Raw genomic sequence first — 24,829 nt, forward strand, 5'->3', positions numbered from 1 at the left:
CAATGACTAATTCTTTTAAACGCTGAACAATTTTAATCTTATTAATTTGGTTTGTCATAGGATCCTTCTAAATTAAGTATTAATGTCATTTAAATTTTAATAAATATTAATTGTCAAATTAAGTTAGACAATTCCTCTTTGCATATGTGACTCAAGAATACTTCTATTGGTGTTTTATAGTTTAATGATTTTCGAGGGATATTATTTCTTTTCGATGCAATAGATTGGATAAAAGATTCATCAACTTCGTTGAAATCCATTTGCTTTGGTAAACCATCTTTACGTAATAAACCATTAGAGTTTTCATTTAACCCTCTTTGTGATGGTGTACCAGGATCTGCAAAATAGATATCAATATCATTTATATTACTGATTGATTTCCAATTTGAAAATTCCTTTCCACAATCAAAAGTCATTGATTTGAATAGATGCTTAGGTACAGATTGCATCCATTGGTTCAAACGATTTTCAATATCTATAGCTCGTCTGCCTTCTGGCTGAAGAGTGATGATTACTTTAGATAATCGCTCAACGAGGGTAATAACAGCACTTTTGTGCTTTTTACCCACAATAGTATCCCCTTCAAGGTGGCCAAATTCTTGATTGAATTTAGAATAATCATTTCCTCTGTCACGAAGTGATCGACGAAAAGATTGTTTTCCCCGAGTTTCTTTGTGTCCGTTGGCTTTACGTTTTCCTTTCATAGGTAGGTGAGTCACTTCAAATACGCCTTGTTTAAACATACGATAAAGTGTACGCATAGAACAAGAAATAGAAAACTCTGCACGGCCAACAATCACATCAGGTGTCCAACCTTGAACAACCCTCTTTTGAATATATTCTGTTTGTTCATCTGATAAGACAATAGGACGTCTGCCACAGCGAGTTTTATTCTTCTTGTATTGATTGAAATAATCTAGAGCATTGTGCCCTGTTTTGAAAAATTGGTAAACTTTATGAATCGTTTGTCTAGATCTATTCAGTAGTACTGCGGTTTTGGCTACAGATTGATGATTATTATAATACGCCTCTATCATTGCAAGTTCATTTGATGTAAGATGGGTATAGGTCATTTGTCTTCACTCCTTATAATTCTTTTGCGGGAACTATCTTGAGTGTAGCACAAATGACTTTTTTATTTGTCTAGCTTAATTTTACAATCGGCGAAATTTAAGATCAAATAACAAGTTACTAACGTTTTATCTTCCACATCATCCACATCAATGAAAGTTACAAACTTGTCTCCTTTCTTGTACTTAGATTAATACTTTTATTTGTAGAGTCATAAAAAAAAGCTCTTCCATTGCTATTGATAAGGAAGTGCTTTTTTAGATGCAATCTGTTTTTATTGCGGGGTTAGCTATTACCTGTGTCCCTACTATTTATTTTGCTAAGTGTCTCTTGGCTTTCTCAATGCTCATTTAAGAGGTAGATAGCTAGCGAGGTTAGACCAACTGCTAGTAAGGCAATAGCTTCTTGCATTCCAAGCTTACCTAAAGCCTAAAGCCTAAAGCCCATGGTAACGGGGATAGCTCTCAGAACTAGTTTAATGGTAGTTTGTGTGTCAGTCTTTGTTTTAAGACTTTCTTGCTTTACTGATGTTTGTATAAGATCCTCCAATCTGATGTTTAAAATATCATCCAATTTAGGAATAGTATTTGTATTTGACAAAGAGAGATCTTTTCTCCATTTTGAAAAAGCCTTATCTGTCACACCTAAAAGTGATGACAGTGCTAATTGTGTCATTGCTTTTTCTTTTATAGCAATAATCATTCCCACACTTTCCTTGGTCATCAGTTTTTCTCCTTCACTTATTACCTTAATCATATCAAGCACCTCCAAAAAAACAATCGAGTAGTGGTTTATTTTTCTCGACTTTTAGTTTAGTTTAGTCATTTGAGCCAGATTGGGCTTACATGAAACAGATAAATCTGCTAGAATATTTTCTTTCTCTACTAATTTTCCAATCCTCCTACTTGCACACTTTTCTGGTTATGGTATAGTATTAAGGAAGATATTTAGTAGCCGTGGGCTACTATTTTTTATGTAAGGAGAATTATTAATGACTGCTGAGAATTTTTGGCAAGATTTACCAAAACCATTTTTTATTTTAGCACCTATGGAGGACGTGACTGATGTAGCTTTTCGTCATGTCGTCGCAAAAGCTGGAAGACCTGATGTTTTCTTCACCGAATTCACAAACTCTGCTTCTTATTGTCATCCTGATGGTATTGAATCCGTTAAAGGGCGTCTGACTTATACCCACGATGAACAACCATTAGTGGCCCATATTTGGGGTGATGTTCCTGATAACTTTGCTGAGATGGCAAAAGGCATGAAGGAAATGGGCTTTGCTGGTGTTGATATTAATATGGGTTGTCCAGCACCAAATGTCTTTAAGCACGGCCGCGGCTCGGGTCTGATTTTAAGACCAGAGGTTGCCGCTCAATTAATTCATGCAACTAAAGAAGGTGGCCTTCCGGTATCCGTTAAAACGCGCCTGGGTCACGCCAAGCCAGAAGAGTACAAAGTTTGGCTTAAACACGTCCTGGAACAAGGCATTGCCAATCTTTCCATTCACCTAAGAACCAAGACCGAAATGTCGAAGGTGGACGCTCATTGGGAGATGATTGGTGAAATTAAAGAGCTGCGCGATCGCATCGCTCCCGATACGCTGCTGACAATCAATGGCGACATTCCAAACCGCCAAGTTGGCTTAGAGCTGGTTGAGAAATACGGCGTCGATGGTGTCATGATTGGGCGTGGTATATTCCACAACCCTTACGCTTTTGAGAAAGTTCAGTCTGCCCATAGTCCCAAAGAATTGATTGATCTCTTCCGCTACCACTTGGATCAGTTTGACAAATATCAATTGCGTCCCTTCCCATCAATGAAACGATCTTTTAAAATTTACATCCGCGGCTTTGCTGGCGCAAATGAGCTCCGCATTGCCCTTATGGATGCTAAAAATACAGATGAGTGTCGTAAGTTGGTAAATGAGTTTGAAGCAAAACAGTTATAACATACAAAAAAGGCTTATTTCTAAGCCTTTTTTGTGTTAACTATTGGTTTATGATTTCTTAATAGACATTCCAATTACCAAGCCGATCAGCATTCCAAGCGAAACACCAGTGGCTAAATTTTTAGTCAATGCTCCCAAAGCTGCACCGAGGGAAAGCCCAATTGCCATACCTAATGACATATAATTGTCATCTGCTACCTGTTCAATATTACTTTCAACGTCCTCTTTAGTTGCTTCTTCTTTAGATTTTTTATTGCTGATATAAATAATAAAAACGATGAAAATGATTACTGGTAAAATCATTAAAAATACATTATGCCATTCCATTACTGAAACCTCCTAACATATATCTCTATTTCCATTATACCAAAGTCAACAATATTTGCAGTTAAAAAAGCCTGAAATAAAAGTCAGGCTGTTTATAACTTGTCATAATTAGGATGGCGGCATGAATTAGTTGCGTTTCTCTAACAAGCTCACACACTCCACGTGGTGCGTTTGTGGGAGTAAAAAGATACGGAGGACCTTTTTAGCATGGTGCCTTGAAACTGGAAAGCACCATGAATTAGTTGCGTTTCTCTAACAAGCTCACACACTCCACGTGGTGCGTTTGTGGGAGTAAAAAGATCCGGGGGACCTTTTTAGCATGGTGCCTTGAAACTGGAAAGCACCATGAATTAGTTGCGTTTCTCTAACAAGCACACACACTCCACGTGGTGAGTTTGTGGAAATAAATCCACCGGCTGTACTTTTTTAAGGTCATAACCTAGTTCTTGGTATAGTTTGATGTCACGTGCCATGGTAGCTGGGTTACATGAGACATAAGTAATTTTTTCTGGATTCATTTCAACTGAAGCTCTGATAAAGCTTTCTGTTAGGCCTTTTCTTGGTGGATCTACTAAGATAACATTTGGATGAATGCCTTCTTTAGACCATTTTTCCATAGCTACCTCTGCAATATCTGTCACAAATTGAACATTCTTAATACCATTAAGTTCAGCATTTTTACGTGCATCGAGAACAGCTTGTTCAATGACTTCAACACCATAAACCTTTTTAACAGATTTCGCGAAAGATAAACCAATTGTCCCAATACCAGAATAAGCATCAATGACGATATCGTCTTTAGTCAAATTTGAAAAATCAATAGCTGTTTGATATAACTTCTCAGCCATTTCAGTATTAACTTGATAGAATGATTGGGCAGAAATCTCGTAAGTGTTGCCAAGCATGCTATCTGTAATAGTATCTTTTCCATAAAGGGTGCGGAATTCTTTTCCAAAAATAGCATTACCATTTTGATCATTGATATTTTGCATTACTGATACGATAGCTGGAAATTCTTCCGTAATTTTAGCAATTATTTGATCAACACGGAAAACTTTTGGTCGAGATGTAACAAAAATTAACATCATTTCACCAGAGTTTTGACCACGACGAACAACTAGATTTTTGATTAATCCAGTTTTTTCCTTCTCATCATAAGGGCTAACTTCAAAACGTATCAACAAGTCACGTGTATAGTTGATTAGACGATCAATCTCTTTATCTTGAATCAGATAATCAGAAATAGGTAATAAATCATGTGAATTTTTTCTGAAGAAACCAGTTTCTAATTTACCATTAACACGACGAACTGGAATCTGTGCTTTATTTCTGTAGGCAAATGGATTTTCCATGCCGATTGTTTCTGCAACTTCAACATCAGTTAAGCCTGCTGTTTTATAAAGATTGTCAGTAACTTGTTTAGCTTTGAATTTTAATTGTTCTGAATAAGCCAAGTGCCCAAAATCGGCAATCCCGGTACGTAAATAAGCGGCATCCAAGTCATCATTACGAAACTCAGATTTTTCAAGATAGCTTTCAACTTTACCAAAACCAATTTTTTTGTTTAATTTCAAAACACGCATTTGGATTTTTTCGCCAGGAAGAGCATTCTCTACAAAGAAGACAAAACCATCATACTTTGCGACTCCAGAGCCTTCATGGCTTAAATCAACAATTTCTACTTCGACAACATCATTTTTCTTTAACATCTATTTTCCTTTTCTCACTTTAGTCTTGCCCATAAAAAGAAGGGTAACCTAAGTCCCCTTCATTATAACATATTTAACGTAAACCCATTCTTTTCAGTTGCTTTTGATATTTCACAAAATCTACCTGAAGGGCTTGGCCTCCATACATATCATACTCATCAATCCAATCGCCATTTTCAGGAACAGTCACATGTTCAACGCCCTTGCCATTCGACATCACTGACAAGCCTTTTTGCGCCACAAATGGAAAGGATACATTGGTCGATGTTAAGGCATAAATCTTACCAATTGCCGCCGACCCAGTAAAGAGTCTTGCTGGATTTTTAACCTGAGACATGATTGCCGCCATCACTTGTTGCTGACGGACAGTCCGACCATAATCACCATCGTCATCCTTACGGAAACGCGCATAATTTAGAAGCGTCCGACCATCCATCTTTTGTTCGCCAACTTTGATGGTCTGTTGAGGAACGACACCATCCTTCATTCTTAAGTCGTCAGGAACTTTTACCGAAGGAACTGCTTCGCCGTCAACCGTTGCAAATTTAGCATCAATTTTTACACCCCCCGGAAAAAGCGTATCAATAGCTTCCGCGAATGTTTCAAAATCGACCATAACATAATACTTACAATCAATGTCATAATTAGCTTTCAGTGTCTTCCGAACTAAGTCAGCACCTTTATGATTATCTTGTTCACCGAGATTAAAAGAGGAATTTAACTTCATATCATAAGTATAGTCATTGTAACTATAACCTGGAATATTAACGAGAGTATCTCGCATAAAGCTAGCTATCTTAACTTTTTTATCCTTATTCCCAACATTGACCACCATAATAGTATCAGTCCTAGCTTCTGTCGACCCTTGTGTTACACGCTTATCTGAACCAAGAACTAGGATATTAGTCCCATCCTTAGTGTCAACACCATTGAAGGTTTCTGAAACTGCTGGTTTGTAGTTTTGCTTGTTTCCAGAGATATCAAGCATGCCTTTAAAGAACATAAAGACAATTCCCAGAATAAGGAAAAGAATAAACCAGAGTAACCATTTGAAGTAACGTTTTAGATTTTTCTTTGTTATTTTTCGTTTAGGTCTTTTTACATTTGAGTCCTGATAGGGAGAGACATCATCAGCGAAAGAACTTTGAAAGCTATCATTATTATCATATTGATCCTGATAACCAGAATTACTGTAATAGTCAGTTGAAGCTATGGTTTCCTGATAAAAAGGAACAGCGTATGTATCTTGTGCCTCGACTTGGCCAAAATCTTGATGATTATCTCTGTTTATAGCTTCTTGATAATTTCTACTTGACCGTTTTCTCCTTGATAAGGGTTTATCTTTTGGATATACGGGTAATCCGTTTGAGAGCGTTTCCGTTTGGAAACTTTCTTCTGGCCACTCATGATTGGGTACAGGATTTTGAGAATAAGGTAATGGATCAGGGTCAACTACATACTCTGGGTAGTCGTGTCGCCCATGCCTAAATTGGGTCTCAAAAGTTGGAGTACCGGCTTCGAGTTTTGACTTTAAATATCGAAATTCTCTATTTTCATTTTCACTTAAATAATTGAGATTTCTTAAAAGATAATAATATCTCAATTCTTCATGGTGACTAAGGCCACCATTACCACTTTTTGTCATAATGCATCCATCTAAACTAATATTTATTCTATAGTTATATCTATTCTATCATACTTTAATATTTCTATTATAGCCTATATTTATTAGATTGTCTTATAAAATTACCATTTGCCAATATATTATTTACTATTTACTATTTACTATTTACTATTTACTATTTACTATTTACTAACAATACAAAAAAAGAAGGTAATCTTCTTTTTTAAATACTTTTAATAATACGCACTATTTCTTCAGGGGTTCGATGATCGACATTAATAATTAAATCAGACAATCCTTCATATAACATCATGCGTCTTTCAAAGATTCCATGAAAATCTTCTTTTGAATTATTGAGAAAGAGTGGCCTTTGAAAAACCTTATCTTTTTTAATTCGGTCATAAAGAACTTCAAAACTGGCCGAAAGGAGGATATTATTTTTTCGATTTTCTCTGAGTAGTTGACGATTCCTTTCACTGATTACAACGCCACCACCTGTTGAAATAATGATATTCCCTTCTTTTGTCATTAATTCCTCCAGAAGAGCTGACTCAACCTGTCGAAATGCTGCTTCCCCTTGATGAGCAAAAAAATCTGAAATCGACATGCCTACTCGCTCTTCAATTATTAAATCCATATCCAAAAAATTATCATCCAAGAAAGAACCAATCGTGGTCTTTCCAGCACCCATAAATCCTAATAATACTTTAGCCATTACTAATCCTTTCTAAATCTGTTAAAAATGTTGGATAGCTTGTCGCAATTGCTTGAGATCCTGATAAGTCGACACTCCCATCATTAACAACTAAGCTAGCAATAACAGCCATCATTGCTAAGCGGTGATCCAAATGGGCATCAACTTTCCCACCACGCAATTGATTTGGTCCATTAATAATCATACCATCTGACTTAGCTTCAATAGCAACGCCAAAGGTTGATAAGATTTCAGTCACAAGTGCAATCCGATCTGATTCTTTCACTCGTAATTCCTCAGCATCACTAATGGTTGTTTGTCCTTTAGCTTGACTAGCAAGCAAGGCAATAATCGGTAATTCATCAATCAAGCGTGGAATTAACTGACCAGAAATTTCAGTCGCTTTAAGTTGGGAATAACGGACTCTAATTGTAGCCGACTGGTTGACTTTGTCTTCGTCAGTCAATTCTATCATTCCACCCATTGCTTTAACAACATCTAGAACACCTGTACGCGTCTTGTTAATCCCGACATTAGTTAGCATAATATCTGAACCCGGAACAATCAAAGCAGCTACAATCCAAAATGCGGCACTTGAGATATCACCTGGGACTTTAAACCTCTGCGCTTTTAAAGATTGAGGACCATTAATGGTTATTTCCTTACCCTGCACAGCAATTTCCCCACCAAACTGACGAATCATTTCTTCTGTGTGGTTTCGGGTCAACTCTTTTTCGATGACTTTAGTTTGTCCCTTGGCCTGAATAGCAGCCAGCAAGATAGCCGACTTCACCTGAGCAGAAGCTATCGGAAGATGATAAGTAATCGGTTTAAGCTCTGCTACTTCCTCAATAAACAATGGTGGATTAGCTTTTTGCGTCTGACCTTCAATTTTGGCACCCATTCCTTGCAAAGGAATGGTAATCCGATCCATAGGTCTGTTACTCAAGCTGGCATCGCCAACTAATCTTGTTGAAAAATTTTGACCAGCTAACAAGCCTGAAATTAAGCGCATTGAGGTTCCTGAATTGCCCATATCTAAGTCGTGGTTAGGTTTGGTTAAACCTTTTAGTCCTTTACCATAGACATAAGTCAAATGTCCTTCTTGAACAATCTTAATCCCCATTGCTTGAAATACTTTCATCGTCGCCAAAACATCTTCACTGAGCAATAAGTCTTCAATAACGGTGACCCCTTCAGCAATAGCTCCAAAAATGAGTGACCGGTGACTAATCGATTTATCCCCAGGTACAGTAATCTTTCCATGTAATCCATTTTTAGTGGCTTTTAATAACATTTAATCCCTTTCATCAACCTTAATACTTTTATTTTACAGAAAAAAATAAGCTTTTCAAGATAGAATAGCTTATTTTTGTTGTTTGTGTTTACCAAATCTTCTTTTAAAAACCGATACAATATCGCTACTACGGCCTTCTAACTTACCTTGATCAATTTCCTGATAAGTCGCATTAAATATTGCCCCTAAAATTAAAATCCTTGCTAAAAAAATAAACCATAACATGATAATGAAAATCATGACCGAACCAAAGGTTTTAATATCGACCATTTTTTCCACATTGACGACAACATAATGACCAATCAAATTACTTAAGAAAGTCATTACAAACCCTGTAAATAAAGCTCCAGGCATAATGTAACGGATTTTCTTGATACGAATATTAGGTAGCAAGAAGTAAAGAGCCATTAAACCAAGCAAAATTATAATAATTGTAACTGGCTGGATTAAAGTCAAAAAAAGACTAGTTAAACCATCACTCAAATGATAATGATTATCCATTACTTGAATTGCTGCTTTTGAAAAGGTAGAAAAAATAAGGACAAAGGCTAGTAAGAATAAAATAAAGATACTGGCCAAGAGACCAACTAGGTGCCCTAGCAGAAAATCCCTATGTGGTGAAGCATCATAGGCTTTGTTGATTGCCCTCTGCAAAGAAGTTAAACTTTTAGACATGGTCCAGAGACCAGTAAAAGTCGCTACTCCCAAAACGCCTCCTGCTGGTTTAGAAAAGATATTAATGACAACAGATCTGGCTGATTGGTAGATGTCATTAGGTAGACTCTGCTTCATTAATTGAAGCAAATCCCTAATATCAATATTCAGATAAGGGAAAATATTGGCCGCGATAACAATCAAGGGAAAGACTGTTAAAATCAAATAATAAGCTACGGCTATCGAAGATAAATCCATTTCAGCACTTTGAAAGTGCCTCAAAAAAGCCTTTATAGTCTCATTTTGAAACTTTGAAGAGACTTTATCAAGGAATTTTTTTTTCTCCATATTAGTAAGTTCTTTCTTCTCCTTGGCTTGTAAGAATACGTGGTCCATCTTTGGTGATAACAAATTGATGTTCATATTGACAAGATAAACCACCATCTAAAGTTTTATGAGCCCAACCTGTTTTCATGTCAGTATCAATTTCCCAAGTTCCAGTATTGATCATTGGTTCAATCGTTAATACCATCCCCTCCTTAAGTCGTAATCCACGCCCTGCAATTCCATAATTAGGAACCATAGGTTCTTCGTGCATTGTTGGTCCAACGCCATGTCCAACTAAATCACGGACTACACCATAGCCACGACTTTCAGCATACTCTTGAATAACTGCGCCAATGTCTCCAATACGATTCCCAATGACTGCTTTCTCAATTCCCAAGTACATTGCTTCTTTTGTAACATCCATTAAGTTTTGTACTTCTTCAGATGGTTTACCAACTGCGTAGGCCCAACAAGAATCCGCTAAACCACCTGTATAAGGTTCTGTCAACTTCTTTAATTGTGCAACGTTGTCAAAGTCTAATTTCGAAACATCCACTATTTCTTTGTCTAAAGGTTCGCTTAAAACAGTATCTACTTTTAACAAATCTCCTTCTTGGAGGATATAGTGACGTGGAAAAGCATGTGCTACTTCATCATTTAAACCACAACAAGTAGCATATGGGTAATCCATAAGATGGCCTTCAACTCCGATTTGCAATGGCAAAACATTTTCTTCCTTACAACGCTTGCGGACATATTCTTCAACTTCCCACATATCAGCGCCTGGTTTAATAATCTCACGTAAGCCGATGTGGATACTTGCTAGAAAATCACCAGCTTTATCCATAGCTTCAATTTCACGTGCAGATTTCAATGTAATCATGTAAATAATACTCCTTAAAAATTTTAATTAATTCGAGTAGAAACAACAGCTTTCGCAATTATCTGTTCTTCTACATATAGTTCGATATCTATTGTACCGCTTCTTCTTGTCTCTGAAATAATTTTTGGATGAATTGTCAATAAGTCATCAATCTGTGCGGCATGTAAAAAGTATATCATCATTTGTTCAATAATTACATTTTTTTGATATTTTCGATTGAAAACTTTTAAAGTTATTTCCTTTAATATTTCAGAAACAACGCCTTGTGCTAAATTCCCAGAATTATCAATCATACTTGGTTCAACATGAATCGAGAACTCATTTTGATTTTCTTCCATATGAGATAATAATTGATTACTGTAGGTATCCTTAATCTCAGATTGATTATTTTGCATATATTCCACGGCTAATCTACGTGTGATTATCCCCAATATTTTTTGATTTTCATCGACTACAGGCATCATATTTAAGTCTTCAAATATCATTTTTTGACTAACATTTGCTAGGCTCGTATGTGGTGACGTTGTAATCGGACTTTTTGTCATCACCTCTTTAATATTGACATTTGATTTTTGATTTACAACATCGCGCATGCTGATAAAGCCAGTAACAGTCCCATCCTTTTTAATAATTGGAAAACGTACTTGTTTAGTTTTTTTAATTAATTGATTAAGATCATCAATCGTACTATCGTCGTATAAAAAACCATATTGGGACAGCGGAAGCATAATTTCATCTACTGTTTTTAAATCTGTTTTAATTCTAAAACTCATTAGAGCATGATTAATTAAGGTCGCAACAGTAAATGTATCATATTGACTAACCATAACTGGTATTCCCAAGCTATCTGCTGTTTTAATAACTGCTTTAGAAATAGCAAAACCACCAGTAACTAATATGGCATTCCTACTTTCCAAGGCCAATAATTGGATATGCTCTCGGTCCCCAACAATTAGTAGGCCACCTTTTGAAAGGTACTTACTGACATTATTTCTAGTCATTGCTCCAATAAAAAATTTACTGAATTCATTACTTAAACCTTCACGGCCTGCAACAACTGTCGAATCACTTATCCGAGCAACTTCTGTAAAAGTTAATTTTTCAATAGCTACACGTGATTTCTTTTCAACCCGAACCGTGCCACTTCGCGGTTTCGTTTCAACAATTCCACGATTTTCAGCTTCTTTAATAGCACGATATGCAGTACCATCACTTACATTTAAATGGTTAGAAATACTTCTAACACTAACTCTTTTGCCAATTGCTAACTTTTCTAGATAGTCTAATATTTCTTGATGTTTACTCATTATGATATCCTATTTTCATTTGATATTTGAGATACTGTTTCATTTGGTGTGTATAACGGTCGCTTCCTTTAAACTGAGACACAAGCTTAAATCCAGATTTTACTGCAACCTGTTGACTTGCATTATTTTCCAAATGTGTTATGATGACTAAATTTTTTAAACCTAATTCTTTAAAAGCTAAGAAAACAATATTTTTGACAGCTTCTGTCATAAATCCCTGATTCCTATAGGCTGAATTTAAAACGTAACCGAGTTCTGAACAAGCCTTTTTGAAATCTAAATTTTCCAGTCTAATGATACCAATCATTTTTTGACTAGATTTTTCAGTAATAGCCCAAATCCCTAATGGTGATTTAAGAAATGAATGACTAAAAAGATAATCACTTTCATTTTTACTGAGACAAGCGGGGAAAACAAAAGAAAGATTTTCAAAATCATTGCTGATTTCATAAAAATCTTCTGAGTCAAAATAAGACAGAGGACGCAAAAGTAATCTTTCTGTTTCAAAATAAGAATACTTTGCCAAAGCTGTCCAAATATCCATTTTAACCCCTTTTTATTTGTTAATAATCACTTTATTATAACAAATAAAATATAATTTTTCTATAACAGATAGTGTTTTTTGTAAACTGTATTAATTCAGAAAAAAAAGCCCACAAAAGCGGACTTTGACATTATTTATTGGATAACTGATATAAAAATAGGTACTTATTCATTAAATCTTCTGCCATAACAGAATTCTTTGTTTTAAAAGCAACCAAAAATGCTTCATAAACATTTATCAGCTCTTTTTTATATTTTTTATAATTTGTATTAGCAACTAATAATGTTGGCAAAAACCTTTCAATAACAATATTTTCACTATATTTAGCTAACAATTTATGGAATTCAGTATCTAAACGTTTAATCTCGGGAAGTTCATTTTTCAAGGCAAGTATAATTTTCAATAACAGATTTTCAATAACTTCAAGTTGGTCTGTTTTTATATTTTGGGCTGCCAAACTTGCCATTTTAGGTTCAACTAGTAATCTGATAGCGAACATATCTGAAATTAAGGTTTCACTATTCTTTAATATGGAAAAACCAAAGGGATCTTCTGAAACACCCCTTTTTGGGCTAATAAAAGTACCTGAACCTTGCTTTACTTCCAAAATATTTCTAGCTACTAGAGTTCGTACAGCTTCTCTAATTGTACTTCTTCCGACATTTAAATCTTCAGCTAGTTCAAACTCATTCGGCAATTTTGCTCCAGTTTCATAATTTCGTTCCAATATTAAGTCTAATAATTGATCAACTTTCTGTCCAACTAGTGGTTTTTCCATATTACTCTACCTTTCATTATCTCTTATCACCATTGTACAAGATTTTATTCAATAATCACAAACAAATGTTATTAAGTTCAAAAATTTATCATCAGACAACAAAAAAGAGGACCATTCGTCCTCTTTTGTTTTATTCTTCAATTAATTGTATGTCTGCTCCTAAATCTTGAAGTTTCTCGATGATATTGGCATAGCCGCGTAAAATAAATTCAATGTTGCGAATTTCTGTTTTTCCTTCGGCCATTAGTCCCGCAGTTACTAGTGCTGCACCTGCTCGCAAGTCAGTAGCTTTGACTTGTGCACCGCTTAATTGATTAGGACCATGGTAGACAATTTTGCCACCTTTTAGAGAAATATCAGCGCCCATACGAGCCATTTCTGGGACATGGTTGACCCGTTTTTCATAAATCGTATCAACAATTGATCCCATGCCTTCTGTTGTAAGCAGTAATGGTGTTAATGGTTGTTGTAGATCTGTTGCAAAACCAGGATATGGTGAGGTTTTAATGGTTACAGCTTTCAATTTATCTTGTTTTTCAACAAAAATTGAATCTTCCTCAATTGTCATCCGAACTCCCATTTCTTCAAGTTTCGCAATAAAACTTTCTAAATGTTCATATAAGACATTTGTTACCTTTATCCCTGTTCCAATTGCTGCTGCCATTGCAATATAAGTACCAGCTTCAATTCTGTCAGGAATAACTTGGTGAGTTGTTGAGCCTAATTTTGTAACTCCTTCAATAGTTATAATATCTGTTCCCGCTCCACGAATATGAGCCCCCATATTATTTAAAAGCGTTGCAATATCAATAATTTCTGGTTCACGCGCGGCATTTTCAATGACAGTCTTACCATTTGCTTTTGTAGCAGCAAGCATTGTATTGATTGTCGCACCTACACTGACTGTATCCATGTAGATATGTGCGCCATGCAGTTCACCTTCATTAACGGCAATATGCATATTTTCACCAACATAAGATACTTTAGCTCCCATTGCTTCAAAAGCTTTCAAATGTAAGTCAATTGGTCTTGGCCCCAAATCACAACCACCTGGTAGACCGACAGTAGCTTGACCAAAACGTCCAAGTAAACTTCCATAAAAATAATAAGAAGCTCTCAAACTATTAATTTTACCAAAAGGAATTGGTTGACTAATTACTGTTCTAGGATCAATTGTAAGTGAATCGTTCTGACGAGTAATTTTGGCACCCATCAATTCCATGATTTCAATTAAACTATCCACATCACTGATTGATGGAACTCCATCCAATGTGACAACATCATCAGCTAGCATAATCGCTGGGATTAAGGCAACAACACTATTTTTTGCACCGGAGACAGCAACTTCTCCTGATAAAGGTTTTCCACCATTAATTATAATTTTACGCATACATCCTAAACTTTCTTATACTTGAATTCAACCTTATCATATTATCATAATTTTAGAAACATTACAATCTAACTTCTTGTGAATTTTGCCTTCAACTCAAGCAAAAAGGACACCATATGGCATCCTCTTAATTTTATTATTTTAACAAGAAGTTTTTCAATTCATCAACTTTATCACATTTTTCCCATGGTAAATCAATGTCAGTACGACCCATATGACCATAAGCTGCCGTTTGACGATAGATTGGACGTTTCAAATCTAACATTTTGATAATACCAGCCGGACGTAAATCAAATAACTGACGAACAGCTTTTTCGATTTTTGCTTCTGGAAGAATCGCAGAGCCGAAGGTATCAATACGAACAGACACAGGATGTGCCACACCAATTGCGTAAGCTAATTGAACTTCTGCTTTCTTGGCCAAGCCAGCAGCGACAATATTTTTAGCAATGTAACGCGCTGCGTAAGAAGCAGAGCGATCAACTTTAGTAGCATCTTTACCAGAAAAGGCCCCGCCACCGTGACGCGAATAACCACCGTATGTATCTACAATAATCTTACGTCCTGTTAAACCAGAATCACCTTGAGGGCCTCCAATAACAAAACGACCAGTCGGATTAATGAAATACTTAGTTTGGTCATCTAAAAATTGATTTGGAATAACTGATTTGATAACTTTTTCAATTAAATCAGTATGAATGGTTTCATTTGAAACATCTGGATCATGTTGTGTAGAAATAACGACAGTATCAACACGAAGTGGTTGATCATTTTCATCATATTCGACAGTAACTTGTGATTTGGCATCAGGTCTCAAATAAGCTAATTGGTTTGATTTTCTCAAGTCAGCTAATTTCTTAACTAATTTGTGTGATAAAGAAATTGGTAATGGCATCAGTTCAGGTGTTTCATCAATAGCAAACCCAAACATCAAGCCTTGATCACCAGCTCCAATTAAATTTAAGTCGTCAACTTCCTTGCTTTCGCGTACTTCCAAGGCTTCATTGACACCTTGAGCAATATCTGATGATTGCTCAACAAGTGATGGATGTACACCAACTGAATCGGCAGAAAAACCATATTCCGCTTTTGTGTAACCAATTTCAGCAATGGTATCTCGAACAACACGGTTGATATCAACATAAGCTGAAGTTGAAATTTCTCCAAAAACATGAACCGACCCTGTATAAACAACTGTTTCTGCTGCTACGTGAGCATCAGGATCTTGAGTGAGAATTTCGTCTAAAATAGCATCTGAAATTTGATCCGCGATTTTATCTGGATGGCCTTCCGATACAGATTCAGACGTAAATAATTTACGTTCTGACATAAAAATGTCCCCCTTTTAATAAAAGTATATGGCAAAAAGCCTTCGCAAGGAAAAGTTACTAATAACTAAGTTTTATAATATAGCAGCTACCGAATAAACAATAGTTACTTTAGTCACATGTTTTACTTGCGAGTCAAAAAGTTACAAAGCACTAGCAGTTTGCACTGCTACCTTTTCGGGACTAATTAACTTTTCTATTATACACATTTTTGAATTATTTTACGAGTACTATTTTTAAAAGGTTTGTAAAAGTTTGATTTTTTCCTGTCTTTTCAGTCATGTGAACTTGAAATATCAGGCGAATATACTATACTAGTTCTATGAAGACATCAGAGAAATTATATCAAATATTAAGTCAATCAGAATCATTTATTAGTGGTGAAAAACTCGCCGACCAATTATCTCTTTCTCGCACAGCCATTTGGAAAGGAATAAAATCTCTTGAAAATCAAGGAATTGAAATTTTGGCCACCAAAAAAGAAGGCTACAAAATAATCAGTGGAGATTTGCTATCTGCACAAGAAATATCTGACAAACTGAATATATCGGTTACCCTAAATGAATCAAGTCTTTCTACGCAATTAGATGCCAAGAATGCTATTGCAACCAATCCAAGTGTCCCTCATCTCTATTTATCACCTAGTCAAAAACAAGCTAAAGGACGTTTAGGCCGTGATTTTTATGCCTCAAAAAACGGTGGCATCTATATGTCACTCCATTTGAAACCTAACCAAACTTACCAAGAGATGGAACCATATACCATGATGGTTGCCTCAAGTATCGTCAATGCCATTTACCGACTTACTGGTATTGAAACCCAAATAAAATGGGTCAATGATATCTATTTAAATGATAAAAAGATTGCTGGTATTTTAACCGAGGCTATAACATCTGTTGAAACTGGCTTAATTACTGACGTGATTATCGGAGCTGGTTTAAATTTTCATTTGACTGACCTCCCTGAAGAACTAAGTTCAATAGCAACATCACTCTTCCGACATCAACCAACTATCACCAGAAATCAATTGATTTCTGAAATTTGGAAACTTTTCTTCCAAATACCAGTACAAGATCATTTAAAAGTTTACAAAGAAAAATCACTCGTTCTTAACAAACAAGTGACCTATAGTAAAAATAATCAAATTATCCATGGACGCGCCATTGATATCACTGACCAAGGTTACTTAATCGTTGAAAAAACAGATAAAACACTTGAAACATTGCATAGTGGTGAAATCAGTCTTTCTTCTTGGACTCTTTAGCAGCCTCTATTAATTTTTTTGAAAAATTGGTAATAGCATAGACCTTCCTTAAATCACGATAGAGGAGAATACCCCAGAAAAGTGCAAATAAGAAATCGCCTGCTAGGACAGAGTCGTTAAAAAAATAGGTTTCAAAAGCACATAATAGTGCCATAAAAATAAATTGTCTTAAAGTCATAGTTGTATTTTACCAAAAAAAAGAAGATTCTACGAAGAATTTTCTTTTTTTCTTAATCTTCTACCTGTTTTATTTTTTCAGACAGGAAATCAAATTCTGGTGGAAGAAATGATTCCTCCTCCGCTTTGTTTACCTGTACTGGAGATTTGTCTTTCATTTTTTTAGCAAATTCACTCCGAATGTGATTAAAATCTGATCGAGGGACAGCTAAAATATGTGGTGTGAAACCAGCTGCTTTGCTCATAATATTACCAAACATATCATTTAAATCTGTTCGGTTCATGGCTTGTTCTGCATTGAAGGCAGCCTCAAATGCAAGAATAGCATTCTCACTGTTAGCCAAAACTGGTTCAGAACCAAGCAACAAAGCTCTATCCTGTGGAGAAATACTATCCAAGATTTCATTCCAAACTGATTTCAAAGAATCTAAGTATTGTCTAGACTGCTCACTATCTTGAACGGTTTCTTCCATAATTGTTAAAATCTTTTGACGATCAACTTTATAAGTAAAAGTTTTCTTGGAAACTGGTTTAGCTTTGGTTGTAACGGGTGCAACTTCACCAGATGATAACGATTCAAGTTGCTCTTTTAATTGGTCGACTTGCATCTTTAAGGCATTGATTTCAGCTGATAAGTGATTATCGTCTGAAGCTGAATTCTGAACAGGACTAAGGTGAGCCAATTCAATGGTCATCATTTCTGCATAAATACGAGGATGTGAACCCCGTTTTATTTCTGGAACATGTTTAGTAATAATCGCAATCATCTGAAAAATAGTTTCGCGAGGAACTGCTAAATTATCCGCAAAATGCTCTGTTTGATAACTACTCTCAGCACCACTTTGAACCATTAATAGTTCTCTGAAATAGGCTAATAAGTCCGTCGCAAAACGACTCATACTTTTACCATTATCAAAAATAGTCTCTAAATTAGAAAGAGCAGCCTGTGCTTCTTGGTTAATTATATTTGCCACATAGTCATCTAAAGCCAGAATGCTGATAGACCCAGTAATCTCTTCTGCAATTGATAATGTGATCTGATCATCTGGGGATAAACTAAGTGCCTGGTCTAAAATTGACAGGGCATCACGCATTCCACCTTCAGCGCGTCTCGCAATTAATCCTAAAGCTTCTTCTTCAAAAGGAATATTTTCCAAAGTCAAGATATGCATCAAATGAGCCTTGATATCTTTTTGTTTAATTGATTTGAATTCAAAACGTTGAACACGAGACAGAATCGTTGCCGGAATTTTGTGAAGTTCAGTGGTTGCGAGGATGAAAACAACATTTTCAGTTGGTTCCTCCAAGGTTTTTAATAAAGCATTAAATGCACCCGTTGATAGCATGTGCACTTCATCAATGATATAAACTTTATAGTTTGCACGACTCGGTGCATAAGTTGATTTATCACGAATTTCACGGATTTCATCCACACCATTGTTTGAGGCTGCATCAATTTCAATGACATCTTCTAAACTACCATTTGTAATATCATGACAAATATCACAGTTATTACAAGGCTCTCCATTGACTTGGTTCGGACAGTTCATTGCCTTAGCAAAAATCTTTGCTGCACTGGTTTTACCTGTTCCCCTTGGTCCAGAAAAGAGATAGGCATGACTAATTTTTTTGGATTCAACAGCCTGTTTCAAGGTTGTCGAGATGACAGATTGGCCAACCATTTCATCAAAGGTTTGGCTTCTGTATTTGCGATATAGGGCTTGATACATTATTTTTCTACTCCAAACATGTCAAAATTAAACCTTGTCTTTTCTAGTAAAATGGAGACAAATTCTTCCAGGTACTGTTTATCAATTTGATCATAATCACAAGTGGCAGAGGAATCTAGGTCTAATACTCCAATCAAACGATTATTTTTAATCATCGGAACTACTATCTCACTCAAAGCTCGTGAATCACAGGAAATATAGTTACTGTGTTGTCTAACGTCATCGACGATAATTGTTTCTTGCTGGCTTGCCGATTGTCCACAAACCCCTTTACCCATTGCAATATGGACGCACGAAACGCCCCCTTGAAATGGACCAAGAATCAATTCTTGACCGTCATGCAAATAAAATCCAGTAAAAACTGAATTTGGTAAAGTCATGTTTAATAAGGCACTAGCATTTGATAAATTTGCCATAACGTTGCTTTCACTAGTAAACAAAGCATTTGCTTGTGCAATCATTACTTGATAGTTTTCTTCTTTTGTACTTGTTTTCATGCTTCTTATTATACCATAAGGCTAATCAGATGATAAGCTTTTCCTTTTAGCCTAAAATTAAAAAGCCTAGCAAAAATTGCTAGAACTTTTAAATCATGGTAATAGAGTGCTCTAGTCCTTGAGGTAGACCCAATATAACAAATAAATCCCTATGAAAATCATAAAGATTCCTAAGACCCAAACAACCTGAAAGTACCATTTTTTTGTTTTATGATGGAATAGGTTCCCGCCTAAGATTGCGCCAATCCCACCAAAAAAGAAGGCAATTAGTAATAAAGTTCTTTCAGAAATGCGCCATTCCCCTTTTACAGCCTTACGTTTGTCAATCCCATATAAAGCAAAAACAACCACATTCCACATAATAATGGCACCAGCTAGTGCTACAAACATATCATTCTCCCTTAACTAGTCTCGATCGACTAGGATACTTGCAATTTTTGTTGTAATTAAATCAATTGCAACGACATTACTTACTCCTTCAGGAACAATAATATCAGCATAGCGTTTGCTTGGTTCAATAAATTGATGATACATTGGTTTTACCACGGTTGTATATTGTTCAATAATACTGTCTAAACTTCTGCCTCTTTCAACCATATCGCGTTTAATACGTCGGATAATTCGAATATCATCATCAGTGTCGACAAACAGCTTGATGTCCATCAGATCTCTTAATCTCTCGTCTTCTAAGACAAGAATGCCTTCAACGATAATAACATCTTGCGGCTCTTGACGGAAGGTTTTATCACTTCTCGTGTGTCGCGTATAATCATAGATAGGAATGTCAACAGGGCGTCCTTCAAGCAATTCCTTTAACTGTTCGATCATAAAATCAGTTTCAAAAGCTAGTGGATGGTCGTAATTAGTTTTGATACGTTCGTCAAAACTTAAATGGGCTTGGTCCTTATAATAAGAATCATGTTGAATCATCGCAATTCTTGCATCTGGGAAACTATCTAAAATCGCACGAGAAACGCTTGTCTTCCCGCCTCCAGATCCACCTGTGACGCCAATAATGATGGGTTTTTTATGCATCTTGCACTCCAAATCTAAAAAGTCTTCTGTATATTTTACCAAAAATTAAAAAGTTTTTCTATAAGATTTTCCTTAAACTTTCTTTTTCCTTTATTAGGAGCCTCTCTGAAATCATGTTATAATAGACTCAGTTACAATTGAAAAGGAAAAAAAATGATCAAAGAATTCCCACAAATTTGGCAAGACCAATTAGAAACTAGCCAAATGACAACTTTAACAGATATCCAAGAATCTGTATTTGAACCAATTCATTCAGGAAAAAACGTCCTCGGAATCAGCCCAACAGGGACAGGAAAAACCTTAGCTTATCTTTTCCCAACTCTACTAAAAATAACTAGCAAAAAATCACAACAACTTTTGATTTTATCTCCAAATACGGAACTTGCTGGACAAATTTTCGAAGTTACAAAAGAATGGGCTGAACCAATTGGCTTAACAGCGCAATTATTTATATCAGGAACTAGTCAAAAAAGACAAATTGAACGCCTTAAAAAAGGACCTCAGATTATTGTTGGCACACCTGGCCGGATTTTCGAACTGATTAAACTAAAAAAAATCAAAATGATGAATGTCGACACTATCATTTTAGATGAGTTTGATGAATTGCTGGGCGACTCACAATATGGTTTTGTGCAAAAAATTACCCATTATGTTCCCCGTGATCACCAATTTATCTACATGAGTGCAACTAATAAACTAGATCGTGCTAGCATTGAGCCAACAACTGAAATAATTGACAAATCAGACCAAAAGCTGGAAGCTATTAAACATTTCTATATTTCAGTAGAAAAACGTGATCGTCTTGATTTATTAAGAAAATTTTCAAATATAACAGATTTTAGAGCCCTAGTCTTCTTCAATAGCTTATCTGATTTAGGTGCTGTCGAAGAACGTCTGACCTATACTGGTTCTACTGCTGTTTCCTTAGCTAGTGATGTTAATGTAAGATTCAGAAAAACAATTTTAGAAAAATTTAAAGATCACCAAATTTCCCTCCTACTAGCCACTGATTTAGTAGCTCGTGGGATTGATATTGAAAATCTTGAATATGTCATCAATTTTGAAGTAGCCCGTGATAAAGAGAATTATACTCACCGCGCTGGCCGCACAGGTCGAATGGGTAAAGAAGGTGTCGTTATCACTTTTGTAAATCACCCTGAAGACATAAAAAAATTGAAAAAATTTGCCGATGTGTCTGAAATTCAATTACACAATCAACAATTATACAAAAAATAGAATCCAAAGGATTCTATTTTTTAGTTATCTCCCAATAATTTTGAAACAGTTACACACTGATAGCCTTCTTTTTTAAGATAGTCAAGTACTGTCGGCAAGGCCTGTAAGCTAGTTTGATGGATATCATGCATTAGGATAATGCCACCTGGATGTAATTGACTCTTAATATTGGCCATAATTTTTTCGGTATTGTGATTTTCCCAATCTCTCGTATCGACAGTCCATAGTATTTCAGTCATACCAGACAGTTTTTCAACTCTTGCATTAGTTGCTCCATAAGGTGGCCTTAGATAAATCGGACGCTTTCCACATGCTTTCTCTATTGCTATATTTGTTCGTTCAATTTGTGATTTCACTTCTTCATCAGACTGCTTAGTTAAATATGGATGATCCCATGTATGGTTTCCTATTTCAGAACCACTGGTAATGACCGATTTTAAGATACTTTCATTTCCCAAAACTTTCGAACCCATCATAAAGAATGTCGCTTTAGCATTGTATTTTTGCAAAATACTTATAACTAGTGGACTAGTAAGCGGGTTTGGTCCATCATCAAATGTTAATGCAACTAATTTTTTGGGGTGCAAAGCAGCTTCCTTAGCTTTTTGATATTCTATAAAATCTATTTTTGATTGTCCTGTTAAAAAATTAGAATCAATCACATCAAATAATTCTTGTAGTGGAACTTGAATAGTCTTATCTATGATAAGTATTTTATCTTTCACCTTGAAATGATCCCGTAAGATACCATTTTCTTCACTAATTTGTGAATAGTCACTAATTTCAAACTTTTGATCAGGATAATCTTTTGTTACTATACGAGTGATGTCGTCTAAATGACCAGACACTAATTCAGATAAATGAAAAGTTTGATAATCCGTTTTGATATGATAGTCACTGACTACATGGTCGCTTACTCTTTTTAGTTTTAAGAAACCTGTCTCATAAACTATTTTGTGGATTTTTACATTTTTAACACCTTTTAAGTCAGTAGTAGAAAACTCTGGTTTCAAAAAAACATATTGATCTTTCTGAGTGCTTTTGTAGACACTCGATGGTAGATTTTCATGGTAAAAGTCTTTATTGATTGCTGTTGGTGCAAAATAATAATATGTTTGATTCTTTCGATCAATAATTTTTTTACTTAAAAACGAATTTTCTGTAAGATTATTAATGTTTTCCTTTTTAATAATTTTCACTAAATCATTTTGTATCGACCAAGATTTCCAAAGAAAGAGACCACTAGTAATCAATATAATTCCTAAAAAGCCAATTAAGGTATAAAAAACTTTTCTCATTTCAAACTCCTTTTGTGTTATTATTATAGCATAAGAAAGCTAAATTATTACTAAATTTTTTAATTTTATAGCCATAAAATAATTAGTTTTGTAATAAAATTAAAAAGCAGAAACTAAATTTAGTTTCTGCTTTTTTGTTTATTGAAAAATTTGATTATTCAATATCAAAGACGATTGATTTTAGGTTTGTCATCGCATCGATAGAGTATTTAACACCTTGGACACCAGCTCCTGATTTCTTTGCACCTAAAAATGGGAAATTATCTGTTCCACGTTGTGTTTTGTTATTAATATGAACTGTACCAACTTCTAGTTTTTCACCAATTGCAAATGCACGAGGGAAATTATTTGTGAAGACTGATGCTTGAAGTCCGTATTCAGAAGCGTTAGAAATTTCAATTGCCTCTTCTACTGAATTGATACGGATAAATGGTAGAACAGGACCAAAAGGTTCTTCCCAAGCTAAACGCATATCTGTATTAACGTTATCAAAAATAACTGGACAGATTAAGTTTCCTTCACGTTTGATTTCAGTAATTGCTTTAGCACCTTTTTCACTAGCTTCATTGATAAGACCTTCAACAAAATCGGCTGCCTTTGTATCAATCAATGGGGTGATGTCTGCATTTTCTTCAGGCATACCAACTGAAAGTTTTTTCACTAAATTGTGAACATGTTCAATTAATTGGTCCGCAACTTTGTCCATTACAAGAACACGTTTTACAGCAGTACAACGTTGTCCAGAATATCCAAAGGCACCGGCAACAATATTTTTAGCTGCCATTTCAAGATCTGCATCTTCCAAAACAATAGCTGAGTCTTTACCACCAAGCTCAAGCATAATTGGACGCATACCAGCCAATTGACCAATACGTTCTCCAACTGGAGTCGAACCTGTAAAGTTAATAAAGTTTACTGCTTCATGTTCTACAATATAATCACCAATAACTGAACCACGACCTGTGATTGTATTGAAGACACCTGCGGGAACACCGGCTTCAGCAAAAGCTTCTGCTAGTAATAGTCCTGACATTGAACCTTGTGTAGGTGGTTTAAGGGCAACAACGTTACCTGCAATTAAAGCTGGAGCAATTTTTGAACCTGCTAAGTTAACTGGATAATTGAATGGTGAAATTGCTAAAACAAGACCAACTGGCTCATGACGCACAATAGCAATTTTTTTCTTGCTTGATGCTTCAAAACTTCCGCCTTCAAGAACTTCACCTTCCATGCGGATACCTTCTTCGGCAGCATAGTTAATAATTTCTGCGGTACGAATAACTTCACTAACTGCTGCTTTGTGACCTTTAGCAACTTCTTTAGAAAGTACAGAACCAATTTTTTCAGCGTCACGAACTAAAATGTCTGCTGCTTTATGCAAAATCGCTGCTCGTTCAACGTATGATAGCGCACGCCATTCTTTAAAAGCATTTTTCGCTGATTCGTAAACGAAGTCTACTTCTTCAGTTGACATTGCTGGAACTGAACCTAATTCTTCGCCAGTTGCAGGTGCATAGATTTTGATTTCATTTTCTGAAAGTTTCCATTCACCGTTAACAAGATTTTTGTATTGTTTAGTCAAATCGTTATCTCCTTTAATGATAATACATCTATTCTATCACTTTTTGATGATAATTCAAACATCTGACACGACAATTATCTGAATATTGCTAATATTAACCAATAAAAAGAAGTCGGTTTCCCAACT

The 24,829-nt window shown here is 35.5% G+C and carries 24 protein-coding genes; 3 read left to right on the plus strand and 21 right to left on the minus strand.

All coding sequences use genetic code 11. From position 1 onward, the window contains the following. Window positions 1-113 precede the first annotated feature (113 nt). Entirely contained in the window at window positions 114-1,073 is a 960-nt protein-coding gene (locus MKY69_RS06925) for an IS30-like element IS1062 family transposase (RefSeq protein ID WP_002360751.1), read from the minus strand. Between the two features lie 427 nt (window positions 1,074-1,500). Further along, window positions 1,501-1,827, minus strand: coding sequence for a DNA-binding protein (locus MKY69_RS06930; RefSeq protein ID WP_340791229.1), 327 nt, complete (start codon window positions 1,825-1,827; stop codon window positions 1,501-1,503). A 235-nt stretch (window positions 1,828-2,062) separates the two neighbouring features. Between MKY69_RS06930 and MKY69_RS06935 the strand changes: the two genes are divergently transcribed. Continuing rightward, window positions 2,063-3,022, plus strand: coding sequence for a tRNA dihydrouridine synthase (locus MKY69_RS06935; RefSeq protein ID WP_340791231.1), 960 nt, complete (start codon window positions 2,063-2,065; stop codon window positions 3,020-3,022). A 48-nt stretch (window positions 3,023-3,070) separates the two neighbouring features. On the opposite strand, the gene MKY69_RS06940 is transcribed toward MKY69_RS06935, so the two are convergent. From MKY69_RS06940 to metK, 12 genes are all read right to left on the minus strand, one after another. Beyond that, a complete protein-coding gene (locus tag MKY69_RS06940; RefSeq protein ID WP_003102408.1) occupies window positions 3,071-3,349 on the minus strand; it encodes a glycine zipper family protein in 279 nt (92 codons plus the stop codon). Between the two features lie 350 nt (window positions 3,350-3,699). Then, window positions 3,700-5,058, minus strand: a complete 1,359-nt coding sequence (rlmD, locus tag MKY69_RS06945) for a 23S rRNA (uracil(1939)-C(5))-methyltransferase RlmD (protein WP_013794115.1) — start codon at window positions 5,056-5,058, stop codon at window positions 3,700-3,702. A gap of 73 nt (window positions 5,059-5,131) precedes the next feature. Next, on the minus strand, window positions 5,132-6,703 hold the full coding sequence (locus tag MKY69_RS06950; protein ID WP_003107224.1) for an LCP family protein: 1,572 nt from the start codon (window positions 6,701-6,703) through the stop codon (window positions 5,132-5,134). Between the two features lie 202 nt (window positions 6,704-6,905). After that, window positions 6,906-7,397: a shikimate kinase gene (locus tag MKY69_RS06955; protein WP_062806554.1), complete on the minus strand. Its 492-nt coding sequence runs from the start codon at window positions 7,395-7,397 to the stop codon at window positions 6,906-6,908. Then, window positions 7,390-8,673, minus strand: a complete 1,284-nt coding sequence (gene aroA / locus MKY69_RS06960; RefSeq protein WP_062806555.1) for a 3-phosphoshikimate 1-carboxyvinyltransferase — start codon at window positions 8,671-8,673, stop codon at window positions 7,390-7,392. The genes MKY69_RS06955 and aroA overlap by 8 nt, the downstream gene beginning before the upstream one ends. A 69-nt stretch (window positions 8,674-8,742) precedes the next feature. Continuing rightward, a complete protein-coding gene (locus MKY69_RS06965; protein WP_003103605.1) occupies window positions 8,743-9,675 on the minus strand; it encodes a YihY/virulence factor BrkB family protein in 933 nt (310 codons plus the stop codon). 1 nt (window position 9,676) lies between these two features. After that, window positions 9,677-10,537 carry a methionyl aminopeptidase gene (locus MKY69_RS06970; RefSeq protein WP_003104772.1) on the minus strand — a complete coding sequence of 287 codons (861 nt, stop codon included), beginning with the start codon at window positions 10,535-10,537 and terminating at the stop codon, window positions 9,677-9,679. A 23-nt stretch (window positions 10,538-10,560) separates the two neighbouring features. Further along, on the minus strand, window positions 10,561-11,844 hold the full coding sequence (gene spxR / locus MKY69_RS06975; RefSeq protein ID WP_340791233.1) for a CBS-HotDog domain-containing transcription factor SpxR: 1,284 nt from the start codon (window positions 11,842-11,844) through the stop codon (window positions 10,561-10,563). Further along, window positions 11,837-12,388, minus strand: coding sequence for a GNAT family N-acetyltransferase (locus MKY69_RS06980; RefSeq protein WP_003105507.1), 552 nt, complete (start codon window positions 12,386-12,388; stop codon window positions 11,837-11,839). Before MKY69_RS06980 ends, spxR begins: the two co-directional genes overlap by 8 nt. A gap of 130 nt (window positions 12,389-12,518) precedes the next feature. Then, window positions 12,519-13,166: a FadR/GntR family transcriptional regulator gene (locus tag MKY69_RS06985; RefSeq protein ID WP_100084075.1), complete on the minus strand. Its 648-nt coding sequence runs from the start codon at window positions 13,164-13,166 to the stop codon at window positions 12,519-12,521. 130 nt (window positions 13,167-13,296) lie between these two features. Next, the gene (locus MKY69_RS06990; RefSeq protein WP_003107228.1) at window positions 13,297-14,556 is read right to left on the minus strand and encodes a UDP-N-acetylglucosamine 1-carboxyvinyltransferase; all 1,260 of its coding nucleotides are present in this window, start codon (window positions 14,554-14,556) and stop codon (window positions 13,297-13,299) included. A 136-nt stretch (window positions 14,557-14,692) separates the two neighbouring features. Beyond that, complete coding sequence (metK, locus tag MKY69_RS06995; protein WP_003104206.1) at window positions 14,693-15,886, minus strand: methionine adenosyltransferase; 1,194 nt, start codon at window positions 15,884-15,886, stop codon at window positions 14,693-14,695. 320 nt (window positions 15,887-16,206) lie between these two features. Between metK and birA the strand changes: the two genes are divergently transcribed. Further along, the gene (birA, locus tag MKY69_RS07000; protein WP_003104797.1) at window positions 16,207-17,148 is read left to right on the plus strand and encodes a bifunctional biotin--[acetyl-CoA-carboxylase] ligase/biotin operon repressor BirA; all 942 of its coding nucleotides are present in this window, start codon (window positions 16,207-16,209) and stop codon (window positions 17,146-17,148) included. On the opposite strand, the gene MKY69_RS07005 is transcribed toward birA, so the two are convergent. The 5 genes from MKY69_RS07005 to udk form a co-directional block, all read right to left on the minus strand. Beyond that, window positions 17,123-17,326 carry a DUF3272 family protein gene (locus MKY69_RS07005; RefSeq protein WP_003103383.1) on the minus strand — a complete coding sequence of 68 codons (204 nt, stop codon included), beginning with the start codon at window positions 17,324-17,326 and terminating at the stop codon, window positions 17,123-17,125. The genes birA and MKY69_RS07005 overlap by 26 nt on opposite strands. Before the next feature lie 52 nt (window positions 17,327-17,378). Then, window positions 17,379-19,055: a DNA polymerase III subunit gamma/tau gene (dnaX, locus tag MKY69_RS07010; protein ID WP_003103253.1), complete on the minus strand. Its 1,677-nt coding sequence runs from the start codon at window positions 19,053-19,055 to the stop codon at window positions 17,379-17,381. Next, window positions 19,055-19,552: a GAF domain-containing protein gene (locus MKY69_RS07015; protein ID WP_003103631.1), complete on the minus strand. Its 498-nt coding sequence runs from the start codon at window positions 19,550-19,552 to the stop codon at window positions 19,055-19,057. The genes dnaX and MKY69_RS07015 overlap by 1 nt, the downstream gene beginning before the upstream one ends. 111 nt (window positions 19,553-19,663) lie before the next feature. Next, a complete protein-coding gene (locus MKY69_RS07020) occupies window positions 19,664-19,942 on the minus strand; it encodes a DUF1294 domain-containing protein (RefSeq protein WP_311981160.1) in 279 nt (92 codons plus the stop codon). 15 nt (window positions 19,943-19,957) lie between these two features. Further along, window positions 19,958-20,587 carry a uridine kinase gene (udk, locus tag MKY69_RS07025; protein WP_003104936.1) on the minus strand — a complete coding sequence of 210 codons (630 nt, stop codon included), beginning with the start codon at window positions 20,585-20,587 and terminating at the stop codon, window positions 19,958-19,960. Between the two features lie 153 nt (window positions 20,588-20,740). Here udk and MKY69_RS07030 point away from each other — a divergent pair, with 153 nt between their 5' ends. Then, window positions 20,741-21,823, plus strand: coding sequence for a DEAD/DEAH box helicase (locus tag MKY69_RS07030; RefSeq protein WP_003105885.1), 1,083 nt, complete (start codon window positions 20,741-20,743; stop codon window positions 21,821-21,823). Between the two features lie 20 nt (window positions 21,824-21,843). Here MKY69_RS07030 and MKY69_RS07035 read toward each other — a convergent pair whose 3' ends face one another. Both MKY69_RS07035 and MKY69_RS07040 read right to left on the minus strand, forming a co-directional pair. Further along, complete coding sequence (locus MKY69_RS07035) at window positions 21,844-23,121, minus strand: polysaccharide deacetylase family protein (RefSeq protein WP_340791234.1); 1,278 nt, start codon at window positions 23,119-23,121, stop codon at window positions 21,844-21,846. Between the two features lie 154 nt (window positions 23,122-23,275). Beyond that, complete coding sequence (locus tag MKY69_RS07040) at window positions 23,276-24,703, minus strand: NADP-dependent glyceraldehyde-3-phosphate dehydrogenase (protein WP_003104175.1); 1,428 nt, start codon at window positions 24,701-24,703, stop codon at window positions 23,276-23,278. Window positions 24,704-24,829: the final 126 nt, after the last annotated feature.

This window comes from Streptococcus sp. FSL R7-0212 (assembly GCF_038007985.1).
In the GTDB taxonomy this organism is placed as follows: Bacteria; Bacillota; Bacilli; order Lactobacillales; family Streptococcaceae; genus Streptococcus; species Streptococcus parauberis.